Annotated in this window: 13 protein-coding genes; 5 read left to right on the top strand and 8 right to left on the bottom strand. The window is 65.7% G+C overall.

Going from position 1 to position 12,431, the window contains the following annotated elements:
* Window positions 1-17 precede the first annotated feature (17 nt).
* Together metK and GO308_RS11065 are read left to right on the top strand one after the other, a co-directional pair.
* The gene (gene metK / locus GO308_RS11060) at window positions 18-1,202 is read left to right on the top strand and encodes a methionine adenosyltransferase (protein WP_066547696.1); all 1,185 of its coding nucleotides are present in this window, start codon (window positions 18-20) and stop codon (window positions 1,200-1,202) included.
* Window positions 1,203-1,306: 104 nt separating this feature from the next.
* Entirely contained in the window at window positions 1,307-2,422 is a 1,116-nt protein-coding gene (locus tag GO308_RS11065) for a hypothetical protein (RefSeq protein WP_240885458.1), read from the top strand.
* 52 nt (window positions 2,423-2,474) lie between these two features.
* Here GO308_RS11065 and GO308_RS11070 read toward each other — a convergent pair whose 3' ends face one another.
* On the bottom strand, window positions 2,475-3,083 hold the full coding sequence (locus GO308_RS11070) for a TetR/AcrR family transcriptional regulator (protein ID WP_066547692.1): 609 nt from the start codon (window positions 3,081-3,083) through the stop codon (window positions 2,475-2,477).
* A 136-nt stretch (window positions 3,084-3,219) separates the two neighbouring features.
* On the opposite strand from GO308_RS11070, the gene GO308_RS11075 reads away from it, so the two are divergent.
* Both GO308_RS11075 and GO308_RS11080 read left to right on the top strand, forming a co-directional pair.
* Complete coding sequence (locus tag GO308_RS11075; protein ID WP_240885459.1) at window positions 3,220-3,567, top strand: hypothetical protein; 348 nt, start codon at window positions 3,220-3,222, stop codon at window positions 3,565-3,567.
* A 75-nt stretch (window positions 3,568-3,642) separates the two neighbouring features.
* Window positions 3,643-4,332 (top strand): tRNA (guanine(46)-N(7))-methyltransferase TrmB, encoded by a 690-nt coding sequence (locus GO308_RS11080; protein ID WP_066483172.1) that lies wholly within the window; start codon window positions 3,643-3,645, stop codon window positions 4,330-4,332.
* A 36-nt stretch (window positions 4,333-4,368) separates the two neighbouring features.
* Here the strand turns inward: GO308_RS11080 and GO308_RS11085 are convergent, their stop codons facing one another.
* The 7 genes from GO308_RS11085 to GO308_RS11115 all read right to left on the bottom strand — a co-directional run bounded on the left by GO308_RS11085 (window position 4,369) and on the right by GO308_RS11115 (window position 11,417).
* Window positions 4,369-4,671, bottom strand: coding sequence for a hypothetical protein (locus GO308_RS11085; protein WP_156437854.1), 303 nt, complete (start codon window positions 4,669-4,671; stop codon window positions 4,369-4,371).
* 56 nt (window positions 4,672-4,727) lie between these two features.
* Window positions 4,728-5,624, bottom strand: a complete 897-nt coding sequence (locus GO308_RS11090) for a haloalkane dehalogenase (protein ID WP_240885460.1) — start codon at window positions 5,622-5,624, stop codon at window positions 4,728-4,730.
* Between the two features lie 41 nt (window positions 5,625-5,665).
* On the bottom strand, window positions 5,666-6,442 hold the full coding sequence (locus GO308_RS11095; RefSeq protein ID WP_066671593.1) for an SDR family oxidoreductase: 777 nt from the start codon (window positions 6,440-6,442) through the stop codon (window positions 5,666-5,668).
* The gene (locus tag GO308_RS11100; protein ID WP_240885461.1) at window positions 6,439-8,232 is read right to left on the bottom strand and encodes an acyl-CoA dehydrogenase family protein; all 1,794 of its coding nucleotides are present in this window, start codon (window positions 8,230-8,232) and stop codon (window positions 6,439-6,441) included. Before GO308_RS11100 ends, GO308_RS11095 begins: the two co-directional genes overlap by 4 nt.
* A 19-nt stretch (window positions 8,233-8,251) precedes the next feature.
* The gene (locus GO308_RS11105) at window positions 8,252-9,037 is read right to left on the bottom strand and encodes an enoyl-CoA hydratase/isomerase family protein (protein WP_240885462.1); all 786 of its coding nucleotides are present in this window, start codon (window positions 9,035-9,037) and stop codon (window positions 8,252-8,254) included.
* A 31-nt stretch (window positions 9,038-9,068) separates the two neighbouring features.
* Window positions 9,069-10,613 carry an AMP-binding protein gene (locus tag GO308_RS11110; RefSeq protein ID WP_240885463.1) on the bottom strand — a complete coding sequence of 515 codons (1,545 nt, stop codon included), beginning with the start codon at window positions 10,611-10,613 and terminating at the stop codon, window positions 9,069-9,071.
* Window positions 10,614-10,745: 132 nt separating this feature from the next.
* Complete coding sequence (locus GO308_RS11115) at window positions 10,746-11,417, bottom strand: Crp/Fnr family transcriptional regulator (protein ID WP_240885464.1); 672 nt, start codon at window positions 11,415-11,417, stop codon at window positions 10,746-10,748.
* Between the two features lie 295 nt (window positions 11,418-11,712).
* Here GO308_RS11115 and GO308_RS11120 point away from each other — a divergent pair, with 295 nt between their 5' ends.
* Complete coding sequence (locus GO308_RS11120; RefSeq protein WP_066547752.1) at window positions 11,713-12,330, top strand: TetR/AcrR family transcriptional regulator; 618 nt, start codon at window positions 11,713-11,715, stop codon at window positions 12,328-12,330.
* The last annotated feature ends 101 nt before the right edge of the window (window positions 12,331-12,431 follow it).

Below are 12,431 nucleotides of genomic sequence, written 5' to 3' on the forward strand. Positions count from 1 at the left end.
CAGCCCAAGGGTTCTCCATGCGCGCCAACTATCTCTTCACGTCCGAATCGGTGTCCGAAGGCCATCCCGACAAGGTCGCCGACCAGATTTCCGACGCGGTCGTCGATCTGTTCCTGTCGCGCGATCCGGTCGCGCGCGTGGCGTGCGAGACGATGGTGACGACCCAGCGCATCGTGCTGGCCGGCGAAGTGCGCTGCGCCGAGGACAGCTTTCCGACGCTGGCCGAGATCGAGAAGGCGGCGCGCGACACCGTGCGCCGCATCGGCTACGAGCAGCACGGCTTTCACTGGCAGACCGCCGATTTCGCCTGCCACCTGCACGGCCAGTCCGCGCACATCGCCCAAGGCGTCGACGAAAGCGGCAACAAGGACGAGGGCGCCGGCGACCAGGGCATCATGTTCGGTTTCGCCTGTGACGAGACGCCCGACCTGATGCCCGCGACGCTTTATTATTCGCACCGCATCCTCGAAAAGCTGGCGCAGGACCGCCACGCCCGTATCGTCGACTTCCTGGAGCCCGACGCCAAGAGCCAGGTGACGCTGAAGTATGAAAACGGCGTGCCGACCGGTGCGACTGCACTGGTCGTGTCGACCCAGCATACCAAGGCGCTGTCGAACGACGCCGGGCAACAGCGGCTGCGCGACTATGTGATGACGGTGTTCGAGGAAATCCTGCCCCAGGGCTGGATGCCCGCCGACCAGAGCCAGATCTATGTGAATCCGACCGGCATGTTCGAAATCGGCGGACCCGACGGCGACGCCGGGCTGACCGGGCGCAAGATCATCGTCGACACCTATGGCGGCGCTGCCCCGCATGGCGGCGGCGCGTTCAGCGGCAAGGATCCGACCAAGGTCGACCGCTCGGCCGCCTATATCAGCCGCTATCTCGCCAAGAATGTCGTTGCCGCCGGATTGGCCAAGCGGTGCACCATCCAGCTTTCCTACGCGATCGGCATCGCCGAGCCGCTGTCGCTCTATGTCGACACGCACGGCACCGGCAGCGTTGACGAAGCGAAGATCGAAGCGGTGCTGCCCAAGCTGGTGCGCCTGACCCCCAAGGGCATCCGCACGCATCTCGGCATGAACAAGCCGATCTATCAGCCGACCGCCGCCTATGGCCATTTCGGCCGCAAGGCGGAAGGCGACCTGTTCACCTGGGAACGGACCGACCTGGTCGACGCGCTGAAGGCCGAGCTGGGCTGAGCGCCTGGCTCCCGCCCGCGCCGATCCGCTTAACCGGCGCATTGCGCTTTTGACGCCGACGTGAAAAGGTCGACGAATCAAAGCGAAAGGCGAGGAGGCGAGGGGTGCGGAGCGGATTCCTGAGTCGCGCGGTTGCGGTGTTCCTGACGGCAGCTGCGGTCGTCATGCCCGCGCAGGCGCAGCAGAAAAGCGTCGTCAAGGTATCGCGCAGCGCGCCCTATCGTCATCCGCATTCGAAGATCGAGCTGCCGGTCGTGATCGATCGGCTGCCCCGCGTCGGGGTCGAGCAGCTCGGCACCGGCGAGCTTGATACGATCACCAATTACGAAACGCCGGATCACGACGAGGTGATCTCCGTCTTCGTCTATCGCGACGTGCTGGACGCACTGCCGGTATGGTTCGACCGTGCCATCGGGGCAGTCGAAGGCCGGTCGGCCTCGTTCGGTGCCGTGACGCCGGTCGTCGCCCCGCAGCCCTTCACGCCGCCCGAGCGCGAGCGGCAAAGCGGACTGATCGCGGCGTGGCGCGCCGAGCAAAACTACCGGAGTACCGGCCTCGCGATGTTCACCGTCGGCGAGTGGCTGGTCAAGCTGCGCTACTCGTCCCGCACGATCGCGCCCGAAGCGATGGGCGAACGGATGCAATCGGCGCTGGCGGCGATCAAATGGCCGAAGATGACGCGCGCCGATCGGCCGGCCGAGCCGGTTGCGGCCTGTCCCGAACCGCTCGTCTTTGCCGACAAGGCCGAGCGGGTGGTGCTGAGCGAGGAGGACCGCATGGCGTCGGCGTTGGCGTCGGGTGTGATCAGCGCGGCCGCGGGCCTTCGCGACGACACGAAGGACAAGGCTGACGACACGAAGGACAAGGCTAAGGACGGGGCGAAGGAGGAGGCCGCACAGCCCGCGCGCTGGTGCCGTGACCCGGCCCAATCGCCGGTGGGCGCAGTGTACCGTCCGGATGCGTCGACCGAACGCTATCTGATCGCGTTGTCCGATGCCGGTCGGGGCATCGTCGTAAGCCCCGATCTATCAGGCGAGATAAAGACCCCGCCGCAACGCTGGTGGAGCGCCAACCTGTTGCTGCTCGACCGGACGCTGGGCTTCGCGCCATATTCGGCGATGCCGACAACGGCGCAGGCGATCGACTCGATCAACGGCGCGCCGATCGTGAGCACGACGACCTTTGGCAAGAAGCGCGCGATCGACATCATCACCCCGTGACCGCGGGAGGCAGGGCCCGCCCGAAAGGGCATTCGCGCCGATCCGGCGGCAGCTATCGCGACGTCGCGCTGTCGCAGACGAAATCGATCGTCGGCTCCAGCGAAGCGAGCAGCGCCGCGGCGGGCTCACCCGCGCGCGCGCGCAGCGCCGCCCCGTAAACCGCATCGCACATCACCCGGCCGAGCAGCAGCGGGCCGGCGCCGAGCACCAGTCCCTCCTCCTCCACCGCGCGCGCGATCCGTGCGGCGAACAGTTCCGTCATCGCGGACATCGATTCGTGCAGAAAGTCGCGGACTGCGGTTTCGGACATGGCTTCGACGGCGGCGGTGCCGATCAGCAGGCAGCCGCGCTGAACCTCGCCGTCGCCGGTAAAGTTGCGTACCGCGCCTGCCGCCGCCACGCGCAGCGCACCGCGAAGGTCGGGCCGGCTGGCGAGCGATTCGGCAAGCGCTGCCTGCCCCTCGATCTCGTAGTCGCGCAGCACCATCAGATACAGGTTCAGCTTGCTGCCGAATCCCGCATAAAGGCTGGGCTTGCTCAGTTTCGTCGCTTCGCACAGCGCATCGACGGTGGTCCCGGAATAGCCCTTTGCCCAGAAACAGTCGCGGGCGCGCCTGAGTACCTCTGTGGCGTCATATTGCCGTGGTCGACCGCGCTTCATCCATCCCCCTTTTCCGAAGCTTGCGGCGATGTTGCAGTCGCTACATTGCCCGCGCCGAATTATATATGTATCGGTACAAATATCCGAAACAAGGCTTTGTCGAAGGTTCGACGAGCACGCAAGCGATGGTTTGCAAATGACCGATGATTGTGATCCGGGCGTCGACCGACGCTGCGTGCGCGTCGACGCGTGGACGCGCGCGGGCTTTGTCCCGATGCTCCGCTTTTATCTGGACGACGGGAGCACGGCCGGCGTCGCCGACCGGCTTGCGCCCGAGTTGCTGCACTTTCTGATCGGGCCGGCAGACGCTCCGCTGAGCGGTGTGAACTTCGTCGATCGCAGCGGCCGGCTGGTTGCGTTCATGGCGGAACTGCTGGACGGGCCGGGCAAGGATGCCGGGCCGGACGACAGGCTCGGCGCGCTGTTCGACCTGATCGACGACTGTGCCGACGGGCTGCCCGGCGGCATCATGCCGGTGGCGTGATCCGGGCTCGATCGTGCCGGCGACACCGCGCGGCCTCTTGCCCGATCGTGCGCTTGCCCTCACAGCGACCGGACGATGAACGATCCCACCACCATCCGCCGTCTCTATGGTCGCCGGCAGGGGCATAAGCTGCGCAGTGGCCAATCGGCGCTGCTCGAGGACCTGTTGCCCCGGATCAGCGTGCCCGAGGCCGGTCCACTCGACGCCGCGGCACTGTTCGGGGCGGAGCGCCCGCTCGAGCTCGAAATCGGCTTCGGCGCGGGCGAGCATCTCGCCGGTCAGGCGGCGATGCGGCCCGATCATGGTTTCATCGGCTGCGAGCCGTTCCTGAACGGCGTCGTCGGCGCGCTGGGCCATATCCGCGACGGCGCGCTCGCCAATGTCCGGCTGCATATGGGCGACGCGCTGGAAGTTCTCGACCGGCTGCCCGATGCGAGCCTGAGCCGCGTCTATTTGCTGCACCCCGATCCGTGGCCCAAGGCGCGCCATGCCAAGCGGCGGATGATCAATCACGGGCCGCTCGACCTGATCGCCGCAAAGCTCCGACCCGGCTGCGAGTTCCGCCTCGGCACCGACGACCCGACCTATTGCCGCTGGGCGATGATGATCCTCGATCAGCGCCGCGATTTCACCTGGATGGCACAGACCCCTGCGGACTTTCTCACGCGGCCCGCCGACTGGCCCGAGACACGCTACGAACGCAAGGCGCGGCGCAAGGGGCATGAAGTGTGGTACATGAGATATCGGCGCGCCGATGCAAAATAGGCAGAAGGTTTCCTTTCCCGCTCACAATCTACTTGATCATCTCATGATCTCCGCACGGTGATTACTCGATCGCTGCTTGAGGGCACGAGGTTTTTTGCTTCGCCTCTCATCAATCAACGACTTGATGGCTGATTCACCTATCGGCGGCCATGTCTCTTCGATCGACCGGCGCGTTGCCAACGGCCGCTGATCCAGACAGGCCGCTATGACAGCATCGTTCGGCAGTGCTGGCAGCACCCATTGGAAAATAGCAGGAAGATGGTCGAAAATGACCGAGCGGCTTGCAGACGGTCGCAAAAGGCTCGTGACCGAGACGGCCCGCTCAACATCCCAGGCCACCAGAAAATCATGGATTGAGTCCCCGCGCCGGCTTTCCGATGGTCGATGATCGGTCCTTATTCCGCGTTCAATTCCCGCACCAACGCGCGGATTCCGGTCGCGATCTCCGCCGCGCTGTCTTCCTGGATGAAATGCAATCCCGGCACGGTGATTTCGCGCTGATTGGCCCAGCTGCGGCAATATTCTCGGGCTGAACCGACCAGTATCGAGCCCGGATCGGCATTGATGAACAGTTTCGGGATGGAACTGGTCCGAAGGAATTCACCATAGTTGCGTGCACGTTCCACGAAATCCGCCGGTTCGCCATCGACCGGCAGCAATCGGGGCCATGCGAGCATGGGTCGCCGAGCTTCGCCGGGATCGGGATAGGGCGCGCGATAATGCGCCATCTCGTCATCGCTGAGCGCGCGCAGGATGGAGCCGGGCAACACCCGGTCGATGAACAGATTGCGATCGAGGATGAGCGATTCGCCGGCTTCGGAGCGAAAGCCCTGGAACATCCGCCGACCGCCTTCCGGCCATTCCGACCACGTCATCGGGCCGACGATCGCCTCCATATAGACGATGCCGGCGACGCGCTCGGGATGGTCCATCGCCCATTGAAAGCCCAGCGCCGACCCCCAATCGTGGAGCACCAGCACGATCCCGTCGCCAAGGTCGAGCGACTGCCACAGCGCATCGAGATGCGCATAATGGACATCCCAGCCATAGCGCGCGTCGCCTTCGCCCTCGATCTTGTCGGAACCGCCCATCCCGATCAGGTCGCACGCGATCAGCCGGCCCAGACCATCGCAGCCGCGCATGACGTTGCGCCACAAATAGCTCGAAGTGGGATTGCCGTGCTGAAAGACGATCGGTCGGCCGGCGCCGTAATCGATGTAAGCCATGCGCCGACCCAGGATCTCGCGCGTGGCGAGCGAGTGGAACGGCTGGGCGTTGGCGAGATCGGTCATGGCAAATCCTTTTTGGGCGCTGGACGGATGGTGAAGCCGGGCTAGCGGGTCGTCGAAAAGCCGCCGTCCACCGGAATGACGGCACCGGTGATGTAGGCGGACGCCGCCGATGCCAGGAAAATGACGCTCCCCGCGATATCCGACGGCAATCCGGTTCGCCGACGCGGGATGACGGAGAAGATGCGTTCCCCGGCGTCGCGCAACATCACTTCGGTCATCTTGGTCGGGAACGGGCCGGGCGCGATCGCATTCACATTGATGTCGGCTGCGGCCAGATGCTTGGCGAGATGCCGGGTGAGGTGATGGACCGCGGCCTTGCTCGCCGCATAGGAATAATTGCCATAATCGGGACAGGTCATGCCATCGACCGATCCGATATTGATGACCCGGGCCGGATCTTCGGGCGTGGCCGCCGCCTTGAGCAGCGGCGCCAGTTGCTGGGTCAGAAAGAAGATCGACCGGACATTGAGGTCCATGACCTTGTCCCAGCCCGATTGCGGAAAGCTTTCAAACGGCGCCCCCCAATTGGCGCCGGCATTGTTGACCAGAATATCGAGCTTGGGCTCGCGCGCCGCCAGTTCGGTCGACACCGCCGCCACGCCCGCGGGATCGCCCAGGTCTGCGGGAATTGCGATCGCTTCGCCGTGCGCTGAAAGCTCGGCCGCTGCCTGTGCGCAAGCTTCCGCCTTGCGCGACGAGATATAGACGCGCGCACCGGCGCGAACCAGGCCATCGGCAATCATATAGCCGATGCCGCGTGTGCCGCCGGTGACCAAGGCCACCTTGCCGCGCACCGAAAAGAGCAACTCTGTATTCATTCGGCGGGTTCCCTTCCGTTTGGGATCAGGGCGTTCAACGCATCCTTGAGCGATGCGTGGTTGCGAAGCCGTGCGGCGCGCAGCTGTGCGTCCGGGGCGAGATAGCTGAAATAGAATGTCGCTTCGGCACGTTTGGCGTCAGCATCCACCGCGATTTCCAACGGTTTCTCGAGCGCCGCCAGCGCGCGCAGCCACAGCACCGACATTACGCCATGCGCGACCAGCCACAGATAGTCGCGCGCCGACTGAAGCGCCGCGAAGCGGTCGTGCACCAGCAGGTCGCCGAGCTCCGCGGTGATGCCACGCAGCGTGGCCAGCAGTGCGATCGTCTGATCGCCCACGGACCGGTTGCCCACTTGCGCAGAAAGTGCCGTTGCCTCGGCATCGAGCCAGTCGAGAAGCGCCGCCATCACCGCCCCACCCGCCGCCGGCAACCGCCGCAGCACGAGGTCGAGCGCCTGTATGTCGTTCGTTCCCTCGTAGATCGGCAGGATCTGCACGTCGCGCAGCAAGCGTTCGACGCCATTGTCACGGATGTAGCCGTGACCGCCATAGGACTGCATCGCCGCGGTGACGACGTCGACGCCGGTCTCGGTCACGGCGGCCTTGGATACCGGCATCAGCAGCGGCAGCAGCGCGGTCGCGCGCGCGCGCACCTCGGGCGCGCCGGAAACGCTCTGATCGTTGATCAGTGCGGTAAAGGTCGCGAGCATCCGCACGCTGGTTGTCCACACCCGCATCCTCGCCAATTCGCGCTTGACGTTGGGATGCCGGTATATCGGAATGGAAGCGCGCTCAGCCGTGTCGACCGCGTCGCGCCCCTGAATGCGCTCCATCGCATAGGCATGGGCGTTCTGGGTCGCGAGTTCGGCGACCCCGATCGCCTGAAACGGCGTGCCGATCCGCGCCAGCTTCATCATCGCGAACATGCCGGCCAGCCCCTTGCCGGGTTCGCCGATCATCCACGCCCGGCTGTTCTCGAACCGCAGTTCGGCGGTTGCGGAGGCATGGATACCCATCTTGGCCTCCAGTCGCGCGCATTCGACGCCGTTGGGCGTGCGCCACTGTCCATCGGCATCGGCCAGGTATTTTGCGGTCACGAACAACCCGAGCCCGGCGAGTCCGGGCGGCCCGTCCGCCACACGCGCCAGAACCAGATGGACGATATTGTCGGTCAGGTCGTGGTCGCCGCCGGTGATGAAGATCTTGGTGCCGTCGAGCCGATAGGTGCCGTCGCCCGCCGGATCGGGACGCGCGATGGTGCGGATCAGCGCGAGGTCGGTGCCGCATTGCGGCTCGGTCAGGCACATCGTGCCGGTCCATTCGCCGCTCGCCAGATGATGGAGGAACGCCGCACCCGGGCTGGGGTCGCCTTCGGCTGCCAGCACTTCGTACACCCCGACGCGCAGCGACGCGTACAGCGCAAACGCGATCGATCCGCTGCTCAAAAACTCGTCGGCACACATCGACAGGGTCAATGGCAATCCCTGTCCGCCATGACGTTCGGCGACCCCCAGCGTGGCCCAGCCATCGCGGACATACGCCTGATAGGCGTCGCGATACCCATCCGGCGCGCGCGCAAGGCCGTTTTCGATCCGCGCACCCTGCGCATCGGCCCGGTCGGCGAGCGGAAGCACGTGATCTCGGGCAAAGGTGCCGATGCCGTCGAGGATCGCGGCAAGCGTCGCGTCATCGACCCGTTCATGGGCGGCCAGGCCGCGAAACTCCGGCGCCAGGACATGCCCGAACAGAAACCGGTACTCATCGACGGGCGGGGTATAGTCACGCATTGTCGGCGTTCCTCCCGCTTCACTCGCCGGTAAAGACCAGGCCGTCCGCGAAGCGGCGCGCACCGTCGCGCGCGAAGCGGGTCACCGCTTCCTGCATGTCGCGGCTGTCGAAGGTCGCGCTGCCACCTTCGAGCACCAGCGAATCTGCCGCACTCACGCCGTGCGAAACCGCCGCGTTGATCAGCGCCTTCGACCAGCGCAGCGCGGTGGTCGGCCCTTCGGAAAGCTTCTGGGCATAGGCGCGGGCCTTGGTTTCGACCTCGTCGTCGGGCGCGACCTGGTTGACCAGTCCCCAACGATGCAGTGTTTTTGCGTCGAGCGGCTGAGCCGAGAAAACGAATTCCTTGGCCCGTGCGACGCCAATGCGCGAAACGAGCCGCTGCGCGCCGCCGAGCAGCGTGGTCGTGCCGATCAGCGCCTCGACCTGACCGATCGCCGCGCCTTCGCCGGCAAAGGCGATGTCATGGACCTGAAGGATTTCGCAGCCCGCGCCGAAGCAGAATCCGCGCACCGCGACCACCGTCGGAATGGGGAGCTGCTCAAACCTTTGCAGCACCGCGAGCGCCCGCGAAAGCCCGCGGCGACCCTGCGCGCCGTTGCTGCCGACGAAGTTTCGCACCACGTCGGCGCCGGCACAGAAATGATCGCCTTCCGCCAGCGTCAGGAACGCGCGCGCCTTGGCATCCAGGGCCGAATTGATTGCGGCTTCAAACCCCTCCAGCCCTTCGAGTGCGAACAGGTTCATCGGCGGGTCGCTGAACGTGGCGATGGCGAGCGCACCGTCCATTTCGAACTTTACGGTCATCAGATTGCTCCTGGCGTTGAAGGGGACGACGTCATGAAACCTGCCGTTCCATCCCGCGCCAGAACGGCTCGCGGAGTTGGCGGCGGAGGATTTTGCCCGTCGGATTGCGTGGCAGGTCGGCGACGATGTCGATCGCCTTGGGCAATTTGAAACCGGCTAGGCGCGGGCGGAGAAAGTCGATCAGGCCGTCGAACGTGATGCTGGCGCCTGGCCGCGTGACGATCGCGGCGCGAACCGCTTCGCCCCAACGGGCGTCGGGGACGCCGAACACCGCCGCGTCGGCGATCGCGGGATGGTCGCGCAACACGTGCTCGATTTCGCCAGGAAAGATGTTCTCGCCGCCCGAGATGATCATGTCGCGTTTGCGGTCGACGATGAAGAAATAGCCGCGTGCGTCGCGCAATCCGACATCGCCGGTGCGGAACCACCCGTTGGTCAGGACAGCGGCGTTCTCGTCGTCGCGCCGCCAATAGCCGCGCATGACCTGGGCCGACCGGCACCAGAACTCGCCCACCACCCCGTCGGCGCACGGATCGCCGCGCGAGTCTGCGACGATCAGTTCCGCGCCCGGCACGGGTCGTCCGCACGAGCCAAGCAATGTCGGATCACGATGATCCTCCGGCCGCAGCCAGGTGATCGGTCCGCTCGTCTCCGTGAGACCATAGAGCTGGGTCAGTCGCAGATGGGGCAATTCGGCGATCGTCCGGGCCAGCAGTTCGGCGGGGATCGGCGCACCGGCATAAGTTAGCGCGCGCAGGCACGCCGTGCGTCCGGGCGTTTCCGCTTCAAGCGCCAGCAGCAGCGGAATCATGGCCGGCACGACCAGGATGAAGTCGGGACGATGCACGTCGAGCGCGCGACCGACCTCGGCGGGGCTGAATTCGCGCAGGAGGATGTGGCAGGCCCCGCGTGCCAGCCCGAGCAGGACGAGGCCAAGCCCGGCGATATGGCCATGCGGCAAGGTCACGAGCGACACGGTGTCGCCGGTGACCGCGTCCCATGGCGAGTCGGCGTCGGCGTCGCCCGCAGCGCCGAAGGCAAACAGGTTGCGGTTGGTCAGCTGTACGCCCTTGGCGACGCCGCTGGTCCCGCTGGTATAAAGTTGAACGCAGACGGCGTCGGCATCGCCGCCGCCGCCTGGGTCAACCGGCGCGTGAGGTGCACGCCACGCCGCCAGCGCCGCGCCGGTTTCAATGACGCATGCAAAGCCGTGATCGGCCTGCAGTGCCGTCGCGATCGGCGCGAAGCGGGCATCGAAGAACAGGCAGCGCGCGTCGCAATCCGCGATGATCGCCGCCACCTCCGTCAGCGACAGCCGGGCATTGATCGGCACCGGCACCACCCCCGCCCGCGCCGCGCCGATACAGATTTCGTAGAATTGCGCCGAACTGTCGGCAAGGATGGCGATGCGATCGGCCCGCTGGACTCCGGCAGCGACGAGGGCGGCGGCGACCTGGTTGGCGCGCCGGTCAAGCTCGGCGTAGCTGAGGGCGCCGGCAGCGTCGATCAGTGCGTTACGTGCAGGGTCCTGCTGCGCCTCGGCGCGACCCAAGCCGGCAAGCGTTGCCTGTGCCATGATCCGTCTCCGGACCGCTTTTTGGCTCTGACGGCGCGGCCCGAACGGATGAGACCCTTTTTCCGGCGATACGACTGTCGGCCAGACGACAAAGTTGGAAAATTTCCGGAGCCCGCGGGGCAGCCCGGCACGTCAGCGTGACCTGGCGCGCCGATGACTTGCTCGGAATGCGACCAGCCCCGGCCGGTCGAGAATGGTGACGCGGCCGTATTGCGTGGCAATCAGGCCGCGTGCGCGAAGCGCGGCGACGATTTCATTGACGCTCGCCCGCGTCACGCCGGACATCATTGCGAGGTCGGCCTGGGAAACCTGCAGCCGCGTCTGCCCGCTTGCTTCAGCCAGCGCCAGGATGCGACCGGCGACCCGCGCCGGCATCGGCAACGTGCAAAGCTCCTCGATCAGCATCAGGAAGGCGCGCATCCGTTTCGACATTTGTCGTGCCAGCGCCGCGTCGATTTCGGGAAATGCGGCACGCAGCCGGGCGAGCGTGTCGACCGACCAGACCCGCAACACGGTTTCGCCGCGGGTTTCGATGAACACGGGATAGGGCTCACCGTCGAGCGCCGAGCTGTCCGCCACGACGTCGCCGGCGCGGTTGATGTAGAGCAGCACCTCGCGCCCATCCTCGTTCAGCAGGAACTGGCGGACTTCGCCCGAGACGATCTGGAAGAATTCGCGGGTGTGGTCGCCCTGCTGATACAGCATTGTCGCAGGCGCAAGCGTGCGGGTCTGGGCCGCGTCAGTGACCGCGCTTGCAGCCATCGGCGAAAGCTCGGATAGCCAGTTGAAGCCCGGTTTCATCATGGCCCCGCAATCACGCTCCCTTGTCCTGCGAAGGTCGGCCGCAGGCCACCGGCGCAAACCGATACGACATTCACGTCCCGCGTCCATCGCGCGAAAATGCCCTGGGTGGCCAGAGGATGGTTGGACACCATCGAACCGACCGCCGCCGGACCGGGCGTCGACCGAGGATTGAAAAGGGGTTGCACGCGTTGCACGCGGCGGCGCAAATGGCGCAGTCTGCGCGGTCAGGCGCGGCGAAACGGCAGCACCGGGTAGTCGGACGGGGAAAACCAGCGTGCGTATGCAAAGCGGCGGGATGAGGGAGCGCAAGAAGGCGCAACGCCGCCAGGAAATCATGCGATGTGCGAAAAGCCTGTTTGTGCGCCACGGCTATGCGTCGGTGCTGTTCGACGATATCGCGCTTGCCGCCGATGTGTCGGTCGGCACCGTCTACAATTATTTTCCAACCAAGTCCGAGCTGCTTTTTTCGCTGTTTGAAGCCGAAGCCCGCGATCTGGCTGACACGGTCACGAAAATGCCGCTTCGCGGCACGCTCGAGGATCAGATCGTCGGCACGTTCGAACAGGCCTTTTCAGCCATCAGCCATATCGAGCCCGTGCTGTGGCGGCATGTCGTTGCCGAAGTGCTGCTGGCGCCTGAGACGTTCGTGAAGCGGTGGCTGGTGGTGGAGGATCACCTGACCGTGCGGATCGGCGAGATGATCGCGCGGGAACGCGGTGACATCGTGGCCGTCGGGCCCGCCCTGACCGCGACGCCGCACGAGCTGGGCAGAGCGTTCTACGCCATCGGAAAAGCGGGCTTTTACGCCTATATCGGCATCTCGCATCACGACAAGGAAGCCGCACTGGCCACGATGTTCCAGCAGCTTCGCTGGCTGGCATCCGCCCTGTTCGGTACCGCGCAGGCCGGCTGACGCCGGCCCCGCTGCCGCCCAATCACGTTCCAACCCGGATAAAGCGCGCGGCGCGCCACGCGCGTGGTGTGTTCACGCGTGCCGACTGACGGGCATCCGCG

The organism is Sphingomonas sp. SFZ2018-12 (genome assembly GCF_022496715.1).
In the GTDB taxonomy this organism is placed as follows: Bacteria; Pseudomonadota; Alphaproteobacteria; order Sphingomonadales; family Sphingomonadaceae; genus Sphingomonas.

What these genes read in the sequence shown, in the direction of transcription:
- metK (WP_066547696.1), top strand. Translation starts at nt 18, where the DNA reads ATGCGCGCCAACTATCTCTTCACGTCCGAATCGGTGTCCGAAGGCCAT.
- GO308_RS11070 (WP_066547692.1), bottom strand. Translation starts at nt 3,083, where the DNA reads ATGAAGCGCGGTCGACCACGGCAATATGACGCCACAGAGGTACTCAGG.
- GO308_RS11075 (WP_240885459.1), top strand. Translation starts at nt 3,220, where the DNA reads ATGACCGATGATTGTGATCCGGGCGTCGACCGACGCTGCGTGCGCGTC.
- GO308_RS11080 (WP_066483172.1), top strand. Translation starts at nt 3,643, where the DNA reads ATGAACGATCCCACCACCATCCGCCGTCTCTATGGTCGCCGGCAGGGG.
- GO308_RS11090 (WP_240885460.1), bottom strand. Translation starts at nt 5,624, where the DNA reads ATGACCGATCTCGCCAACGCCCAGCCGTTCCACTCGCTCGCCACGCGC.
- GO308_RS11095 (WP_066671593.1), bottom strand. Translation starts at nt 6,442, where the DNA reads ATGAATACAGAGTTGCTCTTTTCGGTGCGCGGCAAGGTGGCCTTGGTC.
- GO308_RS11100 (WP_240885461.1), bottom strand. Translation starts at nt 8,232, where the DNA reads ATGCGTGACTATACCCCGCCCGTCGATGAGTACCGGTTTCTGTTCGGG.
- GO308_RS11105 (WP_240885462.1), bottom strand. Translation starts at nt 9,037, where the DNA reads ATGACCGTAAAGTTCGAAATGGACGGTGCGCTCGCCATCGCCACGTTC.
- GO308_RS11110 (WP_240885463.1), bottom strand. Translation starts at nt 10,613, where the DNA reads ATGGCACAGGCAACGCTTGCCGGCTTGGGTCGCGCCGAGGCGCAGCAG.
- GO308_RS11115 (WP_240885464.1), bottom strand. Translation starts at nt 11,417, where the DNA reads ATGATGAAACCGGGCTTCAACTGGCTATCCGAGCTTTCGCCGATGGCT.
- GO308_RS11120 (WP_066547752.1), top strand. Translation starts at nt 11,713, where the DNA reads ATGAGGGAGCGCAAGAAGGCGCAACGCCGCCAGGAAATCATGCGATGT.